At 29.0% G+C, this 16,041-nt stretch carries 18 protein-coding genes; 3 read left to right on the top strand and 15 right to left on the bottom strand.

Annotation, left to right across the window (positions count from 1 at the left end):
• Positions 1–22 precede the first annotated feature (22 nt).
• Positions 23–781 carry a cytochrome c1 gene (locus tag ACQY31_RS03530; protein WP_428081188.1) on the top strand — a complete coding sequence of 253 codons (759 nt, stop codon included), beginning with the start codon at positions 23–25 and terminating at the stop codon, positions 779–781.
• Here the strand turns inward: ACQY31_RS03530 and ychF are convergent.
• From ychF to lgt, 7 genes are read right to left on the bottom strand one after another with little or no spacing between them, the layout of a single operon-like run.
• Positions 758–1,831 (bottom strand): redox-regulated ATPase YchF, encoded by a 1,074-nt coding sequence (gene ychF, locus ACQY31_RS03525; protein ID WP_428080915.1) that lies wholly within the window; start codon positions 1,829–1,831, stop codon positions 758–760. The two genes, ACQY31_RS03530 and ychF, sit on opposite strands and share 24 nt — an antisense overlap.
• A complete protein-coding gene (pth, locus tag ACQY31_RS03520; protein ID WP_428080913.1) occupies positions 1,831–2,391 on the bottom strand; it encodes an aminoacyl-tRNA hydrolase in 561 nt (186 codons plus the stop codon). The genes ychF and pth overlap by 1 nt, the downstream gene beginning before the upstream one ends.
• Before the next feature lie 39 nt (positions 2,392–2,430).
• On the bottom strand, positions 2,431–3,132 hold the full coding sequence (locus ACQY31_RS03515) for a 50S ribosomal protein L25/general stress protein Ctc (RefSeq protein WP_428080911.1): 702 nt from the start codon (positions 3,130–3,132) through the stop codon (positions 2,431–2,433).
• Between the two features lie 45 nt (positions 3,133–3,177).
• Entirely contained in the window at positions 3,178–4,110 is a 933-nt protein-coding gene (locus ACQY31_RS03510) for a ribose-phosphate pyrophosphokinase (protein WP_075506387.1), read from the bottom strand.
• A gap of 8 nt (positions 4,111–4,118) precedes the next feature.
• On the bottom strand, positions 4,119–4,877 hold the full coding sequence (gene pgeF, locus ACQY31_RS03505; RefSeq protein ID WP_428080908.1) for a peptidoglycan editing factor PgeF: 759 nt from the start codon (positions 4,875–4,877) through the stop codon (positions 4,119–4,121).
• Complete coding sequence (locus ACQY31_RS03500) at positions 4,870–5,919, bottom strand: SAM-dependent methyltransferase (RefSeq protein WP_428080906.1); 1,050 nt, start codon at positions 5,917–5,919, stop codon at positions 4,870–4,872. The genes pgeF and ACQY31_RS03500 overlap by 8 nt, the downstream gene beginning before the upstream one ends.
• On the bottom strand, positions 5,903–6,682 hold the full coding sequence (gene lgt, locus ACQY31_RS03495; protein WP_428080903.1) for a prolipoprotein diacylglyceryl transferase: 780 nt from the start codon (positions 6,680–6,682) through the stop codon (positions 5,903–5,905). The genes ACQY31_RS03500 and lgt overlap by 17 nt, the downstream gene beginning before the upstream one ends.
• Positions 6,683–6,714: 32 nt before the next feature.
• Here lgt and ACQY31_RS03490 point away from each other — a divergent pair, with 32 nt between their 5' ends.
• Positions 6,715–6,966 carry a hypothetical protein gene (locus ACQY31_RS03490; RefSeq protein ID WP_428080901.1) on the top strand — a complete coding sequence of 84 codons (252 nt, stop codon included), beginning with the start codon at positions 6,715–6,717 and terminating at the stop codon, positions 6,964–6,966.
• Here ACQY31_RS03490 and ACQY31_RS03485 read toward each other — a convergent pair.
• Genes ACQY31_RS03485 through ACQY31_RS03475 form a run of 3 tightly spaced genes read right to left on the bottom strand, consistent with a single transcriptional unit; the run spans position 6,944 to position 9,351 of the window.
• The gene (locus tag ACQY31_RS03485) at positions 6,944–8,263 is read right to left on the bottom strand and encodes an ATP-binding protein (RefSeq protein WP_428080899.1); all 1,320 of its coding nucleotides are present in this window, start codon (positions 8,261–8,263) and stop codon (positions 6,944–6,946) included. The genes ACQY31_RS03490 and ACQY31_RS03485 overlap by 23 nt on opposite strands.
• On the bottom strand, positions 8,244–8,921 hold the full coding sequence (locus tag ACQY31_RS03480) for a response regulator (protein WP_428080897.1): 678 nt from the start codon (positions 8,919–8,921) through the stop codon (positions 8,244–8,246). Before ACQY31_RS03480 ends, ACQY31_RS03485 begins: the two co-directional genes overlap by 20 nt.
• Entirely contained in the window at positions 8,914–9,351 is a 438-nt protein-coding gene (locus tag ACQY31_RS03475) for a MarR family winged helix-turn-helix transcriptional regulator (RefSeq protein WP_428080895.1), read from the bottom strand. The genes ACQY31_RS03480 and ACQY31_RS03475 overlap by 8 nt, the downstream gene beginning before the upstream one ends.
• Positions 9,352–9,423: 72 nt before the next feature.
• On the opposite strand from ACQY31_RS03475, the gene ACQY31_RS03470 reads away from it, so the two are divergent.
• Positions 9,424–10,305: a branched-chain amino acid aminotransferase gene (locus ACQY31_RS03470; protein WP_428080893.1), complete on the top strand. Its 882-nt coding sequence runs from the start codon at positions 9,424–9,426 to the stop codon at positions 10,303–10,305.
• Here ACQY31_RS03470 and pgsA read toward each other — a convergent pair.
• The 5 genes from pgsA to uvrB are packed head-to-tail and all read right to left on the bottom strand — an operon-like array spanning position 10,302 to position 16,041.
• Positions 10,302–10,886 (bottom strand): CDP-diacylglycerol--glycerol-3-phosphate 3-phosphatidyltransferase, encoded by a 585-nt coding sequence (gene pgsA / locus ACQY31_RS03465; protein WP_428080891.1) that lies wholly within the window; start codon positions 10,884–10,886, stop codon positions 10,302–10,304. The two genes, ACQY31_RS03470 and pgsA, sit on opposite strands and share 4 nt — an antisense overlap.
• A gap of 2 nt (positions 10,887–10,888) precedes the next feature.
• The gene (gene uvrC / locus ACQY31_RS03460) at positions 10,889–12,724 is read right to left on the bottom strand and encodes an excinuclease ABC subunit UvrC (RefSeq protein ID WP_428080889.1); all 1,836 of its coding nucleotides are present in this window, start codon (positions 12,722–12,724) and stop codon (positions 10,889–10,891) included.
• Positions 12,711–13,136: a dihydroneopterin aldolase gene (locus ACQY31_RS03455; protein ID WP_428080887.1), complete on the bottom strand. Its 426-nt coding sequence runs from the start codon at positions 13,134–13,136 to the stop codon at positions 12,711–12,713. Before ACQY31_RS03455 ends, uvrC begins: the two co-directional genes overlap by 14 nt.
• Positions 13,133–13,885 (bottom strand): SDR family oxidoreductase, encoded by a 753-nt coding sequence (locus ACQY31_RS03450; protein ID WP_428080885.1) that lies wholly within the window; start codon positions 13,883–13,885, stop codon positions 13,133–13,135. Before ACQY31_RS03450 ends, ACQY31_RS03455 begins: the two co-directional genes overlap by 4 nt.
• On the bottom strand, positions 13,867–16,041 hold the full coding sequence (gene uvrB / locus ACQY31_RS03445) for an excinuclease ABC subunit UvrB (RefSeq protein ID WP_428080883.1): 2,175 nt from the start codon (positions 16,039–16,041) through the stop codon (positions 13,867–13,869). The genes ACQY31_RS03450 and uvrB overlap by 19 nt, the downstream gene beginning before the upstream one ends.

The raw sequence follows: 16,041 nt of genomic DNA, 5'->3' as shown, positions 1-16,041 counted from the left end.
AGTGAAAAAGTTATTTAAATTAATTTTAATACTTTCATTTTTCTCTCTAAATAGCGTTCAAACATTTGCTGCAGAAAAAGTAGATTATCTTAAAACAGACTGGAGTTTTAAGGGTCTTTTTGGAAAATTTGATAGGGCAGCTCTTCAAAGAGGGTATCAAGTTTATACGGAAGTTTGTGCTTCTTGTCATTCAATGAAATATTTGAGCTATAGAAATTTATCAGAAGAGGGTGGACCAGAGTTTTCAGAGGCAGCTGCAAAAGCAATCGCTGCTTCTTTTGAGGTTACAGATGGACCAAACGCTGATGGTGAAATGTTTACTAGACCTGGAAAACTTTCAGATAAATTTGTAATGCCTTACGAAAATGTAAAAGCTGCGCAAGCCGCTAACGGAGGAGCGTATCCACCAGACATGTCTGTTTTAGTTAAAGCTAGAGGTGGTGGAGTTGATTATATTTATTCTTTACTTCAAGGTTATGAAGATCCACCTAGTGGAGTAACTTTGGATGATGGAGTTTATTATAATAAATATATGTATGGTAATAAGATTAGAATGGCAGCACCATTATCAGAGGGAATAGTAGAGTACGGGGATGGAACTAATGCATCAGTTGAACAGATGTCAAAAGATGTAACAACATTTTTAATGTGGGCTGCGGAGCCTCACTTAGAAGCAAGACACCAAATGGGTTTTAAAGCTATAGTATATTTGATTATTTTAACTATTTTAGTTTACTTTAGTATGAAGAAAATTTGGTCACGTGTTGAATCTGAAGTTTAATACATCTCCATCTTTAACAATATAATCTTTTCCTTCTAATCTCATTTTCCCATTTGCTTTAGAATTTACCCAGCCATCATTTGCTATAAAATCTTCATAGGAAATAGTTTCAGCTCGAATAAAGCCTTTTTCAAAATCAGTATGTATTTCACCTGCTGCTTTAGGAGCTGTACAATTTTTTTTAATTGTCCATGCTCTTGTTTCTTCAGGACCTGATGTAAAATAAGTATCTAGCTCTAGTACATTGTAACCTTTTTGAATTAACATATTTAATCCGGTCTCTTTTAAACCTATCATTTCCATATAATTTTTTTTCTCTTCAGCAGGTAGCTCATTAATTTGATTTTCAATATCAGCAGATACAATTAGTGTATTTTCATTCCCAAATTTTTTGATGAAATCATTTGTATATTTATTACCATTCTGAACACTTTGTTCATCAACATTACAAACATATATTTTTGGCTTAATTGATAATAAACCACTTTGATTTAATTGCTTGGTATCGAATTGTGTTTTTAGAACTGAAATATCTTTATCATTGTTAATGCAATCTAGAGCAATTTCTAAAATTTTAAGTTGCTCCTCATCTACATTTTTTTTATTATTTTTTTCCAATCTTTTTTGAATACTTTCAAGATCTGCAAGCATCATTTCAGTTTCAATAATTTCCAAATCTCTAACTGGGTTTACATCAGGATTAACATTTTGAATGTCTTCTGAGTCAAAACATCTAATCATGTGAATTACTGCGTCAACTTCTCTGATATGAGAAAGAAATTTATTTCCTAATCCTTCTCCTTTTGAAGCTCCTTTTACAAGACCAGCAATATCAACAAACGAAATTGTAGTATTAATAACCTTTTTAGAGTTAGAGACTTTTGATAATTTAGACAATCTTTCATCTGGTACAGGAACCACTCCAACATTTGGATCAATTGTACAAAATGGAAAATTAGCTGCCTGTGCTTTGCTAGAATTTGTTAGTGCATTAAAAAGTGTAGACTTACCAACATTTGGTAAACCAACAATTCCGCATTTAAAACTCATTATTTATTATTAACTGTACTTGAAAATAGATCTAATTTTTTATCAATTAATATTGAAATTGACTCAGTAATATTATTTGTAATTTTTTCTAATCCAGTCATTTCATCATCATCAAAATTTTGAAGTACAAAATCACTAACTTCCATATTATCTTTTGGTTTTCCAATACCTATTCTAACCCTCGAATAATCTTTACCAATAAATTTATCTATTGATGCTATACCATTATGGCCTGCACTAGATCCACCAAACTTAGCTTTAATTTTTCCAAATTCCACATCCAAATCATCATGAAAAACTATTACATCTTCAGCATCAATTTTAAAATATTCTATTAATTCTCTAATACAAATTCCTGAATTATTCATAAAAGTTAAAGGTTTAATTGCATATATTTTTTTATCTCCAACATTTCCTGTTGTAAGCAAACCTTTAAATTTAGGTTTTTGTTTTGATAGACCAAATTTTTTATTTATGGAGTCGATAATTTTAAAACCTACATTATGTCTATTATTTTCACTATCAGGCGTTGGGTTACCTAGTCCTACAAATAAAAGCATGAGAATTTTTTAATGGAAAACAAACTTTAGTTTAAGTATTTATTTTTTTTCTTCAGCAGATTTATCTTCGCCTTCTTTTTTATCACCCTCTGCTGCTGGCTTGTCTCCCTCAGTTGCTGCACCTTCTGCTCCCGCTTCTCCTTCTGCTGCTTCTGCTTCAGCTGGTTTTTCTGGCTCTTTCATTACAGTTGGAGCCGCCAATGTTGCAATAACGAAATCTCTACCTTGAATAGTTGGTGCAACTTCAGGATCTAAATTAATTGATGAAATTTTAAAACTTACTCCAATATCAATACCATCTAAATCAATTAAAAGATTATCAGGTATTTTTTCGCTTGGACATTTTAATTCAACTTTTCTTCTTACAATATTTAATACCCCACCTTTTTTTAATCCAGGGGATTTTTCATGATTAATAAATTTAACTGGAACCTCAATTTTAATTTTTAAACCTGGAACAACTCTCAAAAAATCAACATGTATGGGTTCATCAGACAAAACGTGATATTTTATTTCTCTTGGAAGTACATTTTGAGGCTTACCATTTACATTTAATGTAAGAATTGTAGATAAAAAATTAGAGTCTCCCAACATCGACTTTAGCAGTTTCTTAGATATAGAAATTTTTTCATTTTGAGCTTCACCGCCATAAATTATAGCTGGAACCTCTCCATTATCTCTCAGCGAGTTAAGCTCACCTTTTGTTTTATTATCTCTGATGTTAGCTTCTAAAGTATTCATAAAAACAAAGGTTTTTAGCTCAAGATCTTTAATAACACAAGGTAATTATTTAAATAAATCAGATACAGAAGTGGAATTTGATATTCTTTTTATCGCTTCACCCATTAGTCCTGAAATAGATAAAACTTCAATGTTTTTAGCACCTTTTATTTTGTCACTATTATCAATTGTGTTTGTAATTACCAGATTTTTGATAACAGAATTTTTAATTTTTTTGACCGCTTCACCACTTAGAACACCGTGGGTAATATAAACGTAAACCTCTTTTGCACCTCTATCTTTTAGTGCTTTAGCTGCATTAACAATTGTTCCACCTGAGTCGATAATATCATCTACAATTATACACGTCTTACCTTTTACATCTCCAATTACATTCATAACCTGAGATTGTCCTGGCTTAGGTCTTCTTTTATCTACTATAGCTAGACCAACATTTAAAAGTTTTCCAAGAGATCTTGCTCTTTCAGTGCCACCCACATCTGGAGCAACACAAATCATATTTTTACTTTTAATTTTTTTCTTAACGTGTCTTGCAAAAATAGGAGTAGCAAACAAGTTATCTACTGGAATATCAAAAAATCCTTGAATTTGTCCTGCATGCAAATCTACTGTTACAACACGATCTGCTCCTGCTTTTGTAATTAAGTTTGATACTAGTTTTGCTGAAATTGAAGTTCTTGGTACAACTTTTCTATCTTGTCTTGCATAACCAAAATATGGAATTACAGCAGTTATATTTTTGGCAGATGATCTTTTTAAAGCATCTATACATAATAAAAGTTCCATTAAATTATCATTAGCTGGAGAAGAAACAGATTGAATAATAAAAATACTATTTCCTCTTATGTTTTCATTAATCTCAACATAAATTTCACCATCAGAAAAATTTCTAATACTTGAATTGACTAATTTAGATTTTAAATATTTAGCAATATTCTTACTAAGAGGTTTATTGCTATTTCCTGATAATAATTTCATGAAAAAACCTAATTAAGCATAATTATTGAAATATTTCTACCATAATCAGCATGATTTAAACTTTTTGATCTTCTAGCACTAAAAAATTTATTTTTAGCATCGAATGTATCAACGTCAATTTTTTCTATTTTTTTCACACCAGACTTAAGAAGTAATGATTTAACATAACTAGATAAGTTAAAATATAACTTTTCTTTACCCATTTTAAAAAATTTATGATTAGTTTTGTCTTTTCTTATTAATTTTTTATAAAAATCTTTTTGAACTTCATAATTTTTAACTGATATTGATGGACCTATAACTGCTGTAATATTTTTTGTTTTAGACCCTCTCTTAACCATAAATTTAATCACTTTTGATATAATTCCCTTAAAAGCACCTTTCCATCCTGAATGAATTGCAGCTATCATTTTTCTCTGATTGTCAAAAACAAGTATTGGTACACAATCTGCAGTTAAAACAGCAATGGGCAAATTTATTTGGTCAGTAATAATTGCATCAGCCTTAGGTTTTATTTTTGATTTATACTTTTTGTCAATATATACAAATTTATTACTATGAATTTGACTAAGTAAAAAAATATTTTTTGAATTCTTAGAAATTTTTTTCCTAACAATATTTAAATTTTTTTTTACATTTGCACTATTGTCATTTGAACCTGGACCACAATTTAAACTTTTATAAATATTTTTTGATACACCACCGATGCTATTAAAAAAACCATGTTTAATAGCTTTATATTTTGAAAGTTTTTTAGATTTAATCAATTTGAAAACCTGTTTTAAATTTATTGTTTTTAACTTTTATCAACATTACCTTAAACAACTCTCCCATTTGTTTCTCATCAATTAGACGTCTGATTCTATAAAATAGATCTGTTTTCTTTGAGAAGGCTATATTATTGCTTACGATCTCTGCTCTCTGCAAAATTCCCATACTTGTTAAGAATTTTTTTTGATTAGTAATTAGATGATCTAGTTTTTCAAATTGATTAATATAATTGGCATATAAATTAAAATTTAAATTGTATGTAATATCAGAGTCGCCAATATCCTCTAATATGTTTGAAAATTTATGATCTTTTATTGCTTGAATAGTATTTTTTATTTTCTGATCTAAATATCCATAATCAATTATTAAAAGTCCACCATTTCTGTTCTCAATAATTTTACAAATTTTCTCTAGATATTTAAACGCCTCTGGAGAGTATTCAATAACTTCTTGGTCCTTGGATATTTCAAATTTAAGTTCTTGCTCTATTAATTTAATATTAATTTCTTTATCATTGAACTCAGCCTTTTTATAAGTTTTTAAATTAACATATCTTTCAAACCAATTATTCTCTTTTTTAAAAAATTGCTTTATTGGAAGTGCATCAAAAAATTCGTTTGCAAGATAAATACAAGGAAATGCGTTATCCATTTCAACTTCATTTATCCAGATTATTTTTTCAGAGTTTAAATTTTTTTTTTGTTCATCAATTAAATATGAGCTTTTTTCATGAATAATTAAATTACAGGAGCTAAAACAATCTGGAAAATTCTTTAATGTTTCAGATACAACTTTCATCATCTCTCCATTACCAGCCCCAAGTTCAATCAAGTTAAATTTTTTAGGTGAACCGATGCTTTTCCAAAAAGTTATTACCCAAATCGCGATTATTTCTGAAAATAGTCTTGTGATGTTGGGAGATGTAATAAAATCACCTTCTTTTCCAAAGGGATTTTTTTTCATATAATATCCATTTTCTTTATCGTAAAGAGCATGATTTATAAATTGATCTAGAGGTAAATTATTTGACTTGTTCATTTTTTTTGAAAAATAAAATAACTAATCCAATTATTAAAAAGATAAAACTTATTAACTGACCCATAGTTAAATTGAATATTAGGTATCCTAATTGATCATCTGGAACTCTAAAAAATTCCACAATAAATCTAAAGATTGAATAGAAAATTAAAAATAATCCAGAAATCAATCCAGCTTTTGCATAATTTCCTCTACTTCTAAAATAATGTAAAATTAAAAATAAAATTAAACCTTCTAATAATGCCTCATAAATTTGTGAAGGATGTCTTGGTTGATTATCTATTTGTATAAATGTAACTGCCCAAGGTAAATTAGTTATGGTTCCATAAAGTTCAGAATTTATAAAATTTGCAATTCTTCCAAAAAATATTCCAATAGGCGCAACTAGAGCAACGACGTCTAAATATAAAAACGCATTTTGATTATTTTTTTTTGCAAATAAAATAGTTGCGATAACAATACCAATTACTCCTCCATGAAAAGACATGCCGCCTTCCCATACTTTTAAAATATCTAATAGATTATTGATGTAGAATTCAAAATTATAAAATAATACATAACCTATTCTTCCACCTAAAATAATTCCAATGATTAAGTACGTTATATAATCATCAAAGTTTTTATGTATTTCAGAATGTTTTAAAAATAGTTTTTTTGCTATTAACCATCCAAATAAAATACCTGCAATATAAGCTAGAGAATACCATCTAATTTCTAAAGAAAATATTTCTATTGCAACTGGGTCAAAATTATTGATGAACATTTTAAATTATATCTATATTGTATATCTCAAATATGAAAAATTCTAAATTTATAATTGACAAATTTGCAAAACTACTAGAGCAGGGATTAATAACTTCAAAAGATTTATCATCTGAAATCTTAAATATTTTTAAATCAAAGAGAGATGAATTTGTTTTTAAAATGAAACTTACTAGCAAGGATGAATTTGATATTCTTTCGAAGAGAGTAGAAAATTTAGAAAATAAAATTTCAAAATTAGAAACAAAAAAAAAGAAGAAAACTAGACCGGCAAAAAAATCTTAACTCTTAGCCCATTAAATTTTGATTTTTCAAGTATTATGTTTCCACCATGGGATTTGATAATATCAGAAGCAATTGATAGTCCTAATCCAACACTAGATTTTGAATCATTTCTCCCTTTGTCCATCTTATAAAAAGGTTTAAATACGTTTTCATGTTCTTTTTTAGGTATCCCTGGACCGTCATCATCAATAATTATAAATAGGTTTGTATTTTTTTTGGTTAGGCTTATTTCAACTTTGTTTGCATATTTTAATCCGTTATCAATTAAGTTATTTAAAGATCTATTTATAAGGTTCTTTCTGCCATTAATGTAAATTCTTGGAATTAAATTATGAGAAATGTTTTTATTATTATATTTTTTTATAATTTCCTCTATTAGTTCTGAAAGATTAAACATTTCGTCTTTTTCAACATATGACGAGCTTGTAAATTGCAGATATTCATTGAGCATTTTTTCCATTTCGTTAATATCATCTTTTAATTTATCGACTGCATCTTTATCTTTAAGGAAAGCTAATTGTAACTTCATTCTTGTTAAAGGAGTTCTTAAATCATGACTAATACCCGATAACATTTCAGTTCTCTGATTGAGATGTCTTTCAATTCTCTTTCTCATTTTGTCAAATTCATGACCTGCTTGACGTATCTCAAGTGCTCCTGAAGGTTTAAATTCTTCTATGTCTTCTCCTTTTCCAAATCTTTCAGCAGCACGAGCTAAATTTGTAATTGGTCTTGTTTGGTTTTTTAAAAATATTAGTGAAATAATAACCATTATAATTGCAGGAACTGTAATCCATAGTGCAAATATTCTTGCAGAGGAACTAGTGACTCGATCTTTTGGAACTAAAAATTTAAAATATCCATCTTCATATTTTATTCTTAAATCAACTAGTTCTTTATAGTTTGTAGTATTAAACCAGAAGATCTCAGGAGAAAATTTAGACTTCAATTCTCTTCTTAAAGTTCGATCAATTGGACTAAACCATCTTTCTTTATTTTGATCACTTAATTTTTCATCAACTACTAATTCAATATTTAAATCTAGAAATAATGAAAAGAGGTTTGTCACTTCTTGTTTATCATTTTCTTCATTTTGATAAGCTTCTACAAAAGCACTAATCTCATTAACCAGGGTTCTGGTCATACCTTTATTAGTTTTAATCCACAAACTATCAAAAAAAACAATAGTGATTATTAATTGGATAGTAATTACAGGGACAGCAACTATTAAAAGTGCTCTATAAAATAATCTTTTTGGTAAAACTTTTTTGAAATAATTACTCAATCCAGAGAACATATCCCGCACCTCTAATTGTTTGCAAAAACTTAGGACTTTTTTGATCTATTTCAATTTTTTTTCTCAATCTAGTAATAATAACATCAATAGATCTTTCTTTATCAAGATCAATTAATTTTCCTATATCTTCTCTTGAAAATGTTTTTCCAGGACTATTAATCATTTTTTCTAAAATTGTCTTTTCAGTAGTATTAATTTTAAATTCTTTTTGATCTCTAATAATTAAAAGTTTATTTAAGTCGATTTTGACATTTTCAAATTCAATTATTCTTTTTTGCTCAGTTTTTTTTGTTTTATCTAAAATGTTTTTTATTCTTAGAATTAATTCTTTAGGTTCAAATGGTTTAGGCAAATAATCGTCTGCACCAACCTCAAGACCTTCTATTCTTTCTTTGGCTTCTCCTTTTGCTGTAAGAAGTATAATTGGAGTATCTAAATTTTTTTTATTTTCTTCTATAAATTCTAATCCATTCTTTCCAGGCATCATTATATCTAGCACAATTAGATCAAACTTTATTATTTTTATTTTATCAGAGGCATCTTCAGCACTGTCAGCTGTAGTTACTAAATAATTATTTTCGTTTAAAAATTTTTTGACTAATGATCTAATACCATCGTCGTCATCAACTACTAAAATATGAGCTAAAAAATTATCCATTAATTATTTTATTTAATACATTGTCAAAATTAACAACTTCTTCTGAAGTTGAATTTAAAAGAGCAGAATAAATTCTTTTTTTTTGTAAATTAAAAATTTCTTCAAATATTTTCTTTCCTTTTTCGTTTAAAAACACATGTTTAACCCTTGTATCCTGATCATTTTTTTTAAATATGACGATATCTAACTTTATTAAATCTTTTAAAACTCTGTTGAGGCTCTGTTTAGTCACTTTTAATTTTTTTAGAAGATCTGAGATAGAGATACCTTCATAAGAAGAAATCAGATGAATAACCTTATGATGGGCTACACCAATTGAATATTTATCTAAAATTTTTTTAGAGTCAGAAAATGTCTCTCTGTAGCTCACAAATAATTTTTCAATTAAACCCTTAAGTTGATCGTCTTTAAGATACAAAAGTTCTTTCATAATGGGTAAGTTATATTGACATATCAAAGATACAAAGTTATTTTTCACTGATATTTTAAAATATTTTCACTAATGATACCGTACGATAAAAGATCTGGAAAAATTTGGTACAACGATGAACTTGTTGACTGGGGAGATGTAAAGCTCCATGTTTTAAGTCACGGTTTACATTATGCGAGTTGTGTTTTTGAAGGTGAAAGAGTTTATGATGGTTCTATATTTAAGCTGGAGGAACATACCTCTAGATTTTTTCATTCTGCTAGAAGAATGGGTTTTGAAATTCCTTATACTGAAGAGCAAATAAATACTGCTTCAAATAAAATTATTGCAACTCAGAATGTAGAGAACGGATATGTAAGACCTGTAGCTTGGAGAGGCACTGAAATGATGGCTATATCAGCACAACAAACAAAAATTCATGTTGCAATAGCAACTTGGGAATGGGGATCTTACTTTGATCCAAAACTAAAAGTCGAAGGCATTAAATTAAATATTTCAAACTGGAGAAGACCAGCGCCTAATACTATACCTTGGGATACGAAAGCATCAGGTTTGTATATGATTTGCACATTATCAAAACACGAAGCTGAAAAACAAGGTTACACTGATTCTTTAATGTTGGATCATGAAGGAAATGTTGCCGAAGCAACAGGGGCCAATGTATTTTTTAAAGATAAAAATGGAGAAATTCACACACCAATCCCAGACTCATTCTTAGATGGAATTACAAGAAGAACTGTAATTGGAATTGCAAAATCAAAAAATATAAAAGTACATGAAAGAAAAATTAGTCCAACAGAACTCCCTAATTTTGTAGGATGTTTTTTGACAGGAACTGCTGCTGAAGTTACACCAGTATCTTGTATTGCGGAAAATCAATTCAAAGTTTGTGATACAATCATTGATCTAAATAAAAGCTATCAAGCACTGGTGAGAAAGAAAAAAGCAGCCTAGTCTTTATTATCTTCAGATATTGCGTGATCAATACCCTTTCTTAAATAATCATATCCTGTAAATAAAGTAAGCGCAGCTGATAACCATAAAAGAATAATCCCAATAGTCTGAGCATTATAATTTTCAAAGTTGATAATTTTGTTTCCAGTATCACCAGAAAGAAGAAGAGCTATAGCAACCATTTGCAAAACTGTTTTAAGTTTAGCAAGATTTGAAACGGGAAGTTTAATCTGGCCTTTTGCTAAAAATTCCCGCAATCCAGAAATTAAAATTTCTCTAGTTAAAATTATTATAGCTGCAATAACCTCATAATTTTGGATTGTTCCACCCATTACTAACAAAATTAATGCTGTAGCGACTATAATTTTATCTGCAATTGGATCTAATAGTTCTCCTAATTTAGATTCTTGACCCAACATTCTAGCTAACATACCGTCTAAGAAATCTGTAAACGACGCAATTATAAATAAAATTAAAGCAGTTAAATCACCATAAAAACCTGGAAGATAGAATGCTAAAACAAAGAAGGGTACAATTATTATTCTCCCTATTGTTAGAATATTTGGAATTTTTTTTAACATAATTATTCGTGAAAGAAGTTATATATCTTTTTTGCTACTTTTTCTTCAACACCTTCGACAGATTTAATTTCATCTAAACTAGCAGACTCAACAGATCTTGCCGACCCAAAATGGTTTAATAGTGCTCTTTTTCTAATTGCTCCAATACCCTCAATTTGGTCCAGTAAAGATTTACTAATTCCTTTTTTTCTTTTTGCTCTATGCGCACTGATTGCAAATCTGTGTGATTCATCTCTTATCCTTTGAAGGAAAAATAGAGTGGGGTCATTTTTTGAGAATTTATATTCTTTGCCATTGTGAAAAAATGTTTCATTTCCACTATTACGAAATTTACCTTTTGCTATTGCAATAATTGGAATGTCGTGAAGCCCCAATTCATTTAAACTTTCTCTAGCTACTGAATATTGTCCTTTTCCTCCATCAACTAATACTAAATCAGGAAAAGTCAGATAATTATCTTTTTCTTGAACAGCACGTTTAAATCTTCTGTTTAATACTTCTCTCATCATCCCATAATCATCTTGCTCATTTTTTCTGTGCTTGATGTTGAACTTTCGATATCTCTTTTTAATAAATCCCTCATCACCATATGCAATTAAAGCTCCAACACTATTTGTTCCTTGGATATGACTGTTATCATAAACCTCAATTAAATTTACATTTGTTTCAAGACCGAATTTTTTTGCAACTTCATCAAAAAGATCTCTATTATTCTGACTTTCATAAAGTTTTCTATTCAAACTGTCTTTTGCATTTTTTATTGCTTGGTTAATTACTTTTAGCTTTGAACCTTTTTTAGCAACACTAATGTTAATTTGTTTTCCCTCTTTTTGGGTTAAGGTTTTTTCAATTAAAACTTTTTCTTTTATTTCTTCAGATAATATTATTGCAGAAGGTACACTTTTATTTTCATAAAATTGTGAAACGAATGAATTTAAAATATCTCCTAATTTTTCATCTGGGTCATGTTTTGGAAAAAAAGCTTGGTTGCCCCAATTTTGCTTTGAACGATAAAAAAATACTTGAATACAAGTTTTGCCAGACTCTTTGTATCCAGCAATAACATCTGCCTCTACTAAGTTTGCCTCATTAATTCTTTGAGAAGATTGAATAATATTTAAAGCTTTAATTCTATCTCTTAAAATTACTGCTTTTTCAAAATCTAATTCTTCACTTGCCCTTTCCATTTGAGTGGAGAGATTTTTTTGAATTTTTCTTGATTTACCCGATACAAATTCAATAGCATCATCAACTGTCTGTCGATAATCATCTTTTTCGACATAACCAACACATGGACCAGAACATCTTTTAATTTGATAAAGGATACAAGGTCTTTCTCTATTTTTAAAAACAGTATCATCACAAACTCTTAGATGAAAAATTTTTTGGATCATCTTTATAGTCCAGTTAGCTGAACCTGCTGATGCAAAAGGGCCAAAATAAAATCCTTCTTTTGTCTTTTTTCCTCTATGTCTTTTAATTTGTGGCCATTTATCTTTATTGCCAATAAAAATAAATGGAAATGATTTGTCATCTCTTAATAAAATATTGAATTTTGGTTTAAATTTTTTAATTAAGTTTGCTTCTAGAAGTAGAGCTTCACTTTCATTTGAAGTCGTTGTTATCTCTAATTTTCTAGTTTGAGACAACATTCTCTCTGTTCTAATTATATGGTTTTTTTCAGATACATAACTTTTAAGTCTATTAGGAAGATTTTTTGCTTTTCCTACATAGAGGATTTCATTTTTTTCATTTAGCATCCTGTAGACACCAGGAAGTTTAGGGACTAGCGAAAGCTCTTTTTTAATTACTTCTTTTCCTATTTCAGAGCTGATCATGACTTCTTTTTTTGGTAATTTGAATACCAACAGACGAACATTGCTTAAGAATTTCTAGTTTTTCAATTTTTAACATTATTTTAGCAATCCTTTGATCTTTGAATAATTCATCAAATACAGCCTCAGCCAATGTCTCAAGAAAGTTGTAATGTTTTTTTTTAACAAGTTTTGTGATCAATTTTACAATCGTTCCATAATTAACGATCGATTTTATATCTTTATCATTTGATGGCTTTTTATCTTCGTAATCAATTTCTAGACTAAATTTAACTTTTTGAGGTTGGTTCTTTTCAAAGTCATAATAACCAAGTTTTAAATTTAAAATTAGATCATTGATTAGAATTTTCTTTTCATAATTAAAAAGACTTTTGTTTTTATTTATTTTTACAATATTAAAATTATTTCTTTTCATTCTTTGCCCATTATATCAGGTGTTTGCCAATTTAAATTTTGCCCACTATCTATTGCTAAAACTTGACCTGTAATAGATATATTTTTTATAAAAAAGTCAACTGCATTACATATTTGTTTAACATCCACCTGCCTTTTTAATGGTGTTGCTAAATACTGTTTTCTAAAATGTTTTTCAGATTGTCTTTGATTTTTAATAGTTGGACCAGGTGCTATACCGTTTACTCTAATTTTTGGTGCCAGACTCATAGCACTAGTTTTTGTTAAAGTATAAAGACCAGTTTTACTAATTGTGTAAGAAAAAAAATATGGAGTTAGTTTAAATACTCTTTGATCAATAATATTAATTATATTGTTATTTGTTCCTTTGACATTTTTTGCAAATTCTTTTGATAACAATGCAGGTGTTCTTAAATTTGTTCTTAAATGTTGCCCCCAACTATCTGTTGTAAAGTTTTCTAATTTATCATTTTCAAATAAGGAAGCGTTATTAATTAGACAATCAAAATATTTAAGTTTTGATTTTGCATATTTTACAATTTTATTTAAATCATTTTCTTTACTCAAATCGCCTTTTACCAAGTAAACTTTAGTACCATTATTTGATAGTTCTTTTTTTAACTTCTCAGCCTTCAGTTTTGATTTATTAAAGTGGATTAAAATTTCTTTATTAGGACCAGATAATTTTTTTGCAATCGCAGCACCAATTCTTGTTGCCCCACCTGTTATAATTATTTTCCGTGCTTCCATTTTTTATCTCTTTTCTTTGTAACTTTTGTTCCTGGCATTCCCATTGTTGATCTACCTTTTGGATAAATTTTATTTTTTACATCATACTGCCTTATTTTAGGATTTAATGTAATTTCTAACTCACTACTCTCTAACTTTCTTATTTCGTCTCTAATTTTAGCAGCTTCTTCAAATTCAAGATTAGAAGCAGCTTCCTTCATCTTTTTATCTAGCGCTTTAAGGTGTTTTTTTAGGTTTCCACCAACATTAGAGCCTTCACTTATTTTCACATAATCTTTTTCATAAACGCTCTCTAAAACATCGCTTATCTCTTTTTTCACTGATTTTGCATCAATGTTATGTTTTTTGTTGTAAGCTAATTGAATGTTTCTTCTTCTATCAGTTTCAGCAATTGCTTTTTTTATACTTTTTGTTTCTTTATCAGCATACAAAATTACTTTTCCATCCACATTTCTTGCTGCTCTTCCTATTGTTTGAATGAGTGATGTCTCTGATCGTAAAAAACCTTCTTTGTCTGCATCTAAAATTCCAACTAGCGCACATTCAGGTATATCAAGACCTTCTCTAAGCAAGTTAATACCGACTAAAACATCGAATACACCCATCCTCAAATCTCTCATTATCTCAATTCTTTCTAAAGTATCGATATCTGAGTGAAGATATCTAACTTTAATTCCATTTTCGTGAAGATATTCAGTTAAATCTTCAGCCATTTTTTTAGTAAGAGTTGTGACTAAAACTCGATAATTATTTTCAACCACTCTTTTGCATTCATGCATCAAATCATCTACCTGATTTTTAGCAGGTCTAATTTCAACTACAGGATCAATTAATCCAGTTGGTCTAATAACCTGGTCAATAACTTTTCCTTTTGTTTGTTCTAATTCCCACGGTCCTGGTGTTGCAGATACGAATACTGTTTGAGTTCTCATTAAATCCCACTCTTCAAACTTTAATGGTCTATTATCCATACATGATGGCAGTCTAAAACCATATTCTGCAAGAGTACTTTTTCTTGATCTATCTCCTTTATACATTCCATTAAGCTGTGGAACAGTTACATGGCATTCATCAACAAATATCAAAGTGTTATCAGGGAAATATTCAAATAGGGTAGGAGGGGGTTCGCCTGGTTTTCTTCCAGATAAAAATCTTGAATAGTTTTCAATTCCAGCACAAGAACCAGTTGCTTCAATCATTTCTAAATCAAACTTAGTTCTTTCTTCTAACCTTTGAGCCTCTAATAATTTATTTTCTGCTCTATGTTTTTTTAAAGTTATTTCTAATTCTTTTTTAATGTTAATAACTGCCTGTTCGATTGTAGGCTTAGGAGTTATGTAATGACTATTCGCATAAATTTTTACTAAACTTAGTTCTCTAACTTTATCTCCTGTTAAAGGATCAAACTCTTCAATTTGCTCTAATTTATCTCCAAATAGACATAGCCTCCAAGCTCTATCTTCTAGATGTGAGGGAAATATTTCTAAATATTCTCCTCTTGCTCTAAATGTTCCTCTATAAAAGTTTTGATCATTTCTTTTGTATTGTAAAGCAACTAAAGATTTAATTATTTCTTCTCTGTTGTAATCATAATTTTTTTGAAGAGTTAGCGTCATTTTACTGTACGCTTCAACAGAACCTAATCCATAAATACACGAAACACTTGCTACAATTAAAACATCATCTCTTTCTAAAAGAGATCTAGTTGCTGAGTGTCTCATTCGATCAATTTGCTCATTAATTGATGCCTCTTTTTCTATGTAAGTGTCAGATCTTGGAACGTAAGCTTCTGGAGTGTAATAGTCATAATAAGAAACAAAGTACTCTACTGCATTATCTGGGAAAAATGTTTTCATTTCTCCATAGAGTTGTGCTGCTAGCGTTTTGTTTGGAGCAAGTATCAATGCAGGTCTATTAGTAGCCTCGATAACTTTTGCCATTGTAAAAGTTTTTCCAGATCCTGTAACTCCAAGTAATACTTGATTAAATTGATCTTTATTTGCACCGTTTACTAATTTTTTAATAGCTTCTGGTTGATCACCTGCAGGTTTAAAATCAGATTTAATTTTGAATTTTTTTCCACCTTCGAGTTTTCCACCAATTTTTGGATTTTTACTCTGAATATCTGTAATTAAATCTTGATAAGTATTTTCCAT

Origin of the sequence: Candidatus Pelagibacter sp. (assembly GCF_965262185.1) — a bacterium.
GTDB lineage: Bacteria > Pseudomonadota > Alphaproteobacteria > Pelagibacterales > Pelagibacteraceae > Pelagibacter.
The sequence above is the reverse complement of the archived record's forward strand: the minus strand, read 5'-3'. Positions and strand labels throughout refer to the sequence as shown.

What these genes read in the sequence shown, in the direction of transcription:
- pth (WP_428080913.1), bottom strand. Translation starts at nt 2,391, where the DNA reads ATGCTTTTATTTGTAGGACTAGGTAACCCAACGCCTGATAGTGAAAAT.
- ACQY31_RS03510 (WP_075506387.1), bottom strand. Translation starts at nt 4,110, where the DNA reads ATGAAATTATTATCAGGAAATAGCAATAAACCTCTTAGTAAGAATATT.
- pgsA (WP_428080891.1), bottom strand. Translation starts at nt 10,886, where the DNA reads ATGTTAAAAAAAATTCCAAATATTCTAACAATAGGGAGAATAATAATT.
- ACQY31_RS03500 (WP_428080906.1), bottom strand. Translation starts at nt 5,919, where the DNA reads ATGAACAAGTCAAATAATTTACCTCTAGATCAATTTATAAATCATGCT.
- ACQY31_RS03490 (WP_428080901.1), top strand. Translation starts at nt 6,715, where the DNA reads ATGAAAAATTCTAAATTTATAATTGACAAATTTGCAAAACTACTAGAG.
- ACQY31_RS03470 (WP_428080893.1), top strand. Translation starts at nt 9,424, where the DNA reads ATGATACCGTACGATAAAAGATCTGGAAAAATTTGGTACAACGATGAA.
- ACQY31_RS03475 (WP_428080895.1), bottom strand. Translation starts at nt 9,351, where the DNA reads ATGAAAGAACTTTTGTATCTTAAAGACGATCAACTTAAGGGTTTAATT.
- ACQY31_RS03480 (WP_428080897.1), bottom strand. Translation starts at nt 8,921, where the DNA reads ATGGATAATTTTTTAGCTCATATTTTAGTAGTTGATGACGACGATGGT.
- uvrB (WP_428080883.1), bottom strand. Translation starts at nt 16,041, where the DNA reads ATGGAAAATACTTATCAAGATTTAATTACAGATATTCAGAGTAAAAAT.
- ychF (WP_428080915.1), bottom strand. Translation starts at nt 1,831, where the DNA reads ATGAGTTTTAAATGCGGAATTGTTGGTTTACCAAATGTTGGTAAGTCT.
- ACQY31_RS03450 (WP_428080885.1), bottom strand. Translation starts at nt 13,885, where the DNA reads ATGGAAGCACGGAAAATAATTATAACAGGTGGGGCAACAAGAATTGGT.
- lgt (WP_428080903.1), bottom strand. Translation starts at nt 6,682, where the DNA reads ATGTTCATCAATAATTTTGACCCAGTTGCAATAGAAATATTTTCTTTA.
- ACQY31_RS03485 (WP_428080899.1), bottom strand. Translation starts at nt 8,263, where the DNA reads ATGTTCTCTGGATTGAGTAATTATTTCAAAAAAGTTTTACCAAAAAGA.
- ACQY31_RS03515 (WP_428080911.1), bottom strand. Translation starts at nt 3,132, where the DNA reads ATGAATACTTTAGAAGCTAACATCAGAGATAATAAAACAAAAGGTGAG.
- uvrC (WP_428080889.1), bottom strand. Translation starts at nt 12,724, where the DNA reads ATGATCAGCTCTGAAATAGGAAAAGAAGTAATTAAAAAAGAGCTTTCG.
- ACQY31_RS03455 (WP_428080887.1), bottom strand. Translation starts at nt 13,136, where the DNA reads ATGAAAAGAAATAATTTTAATATTGTAAAAATAAATAAAAACAAAAGT.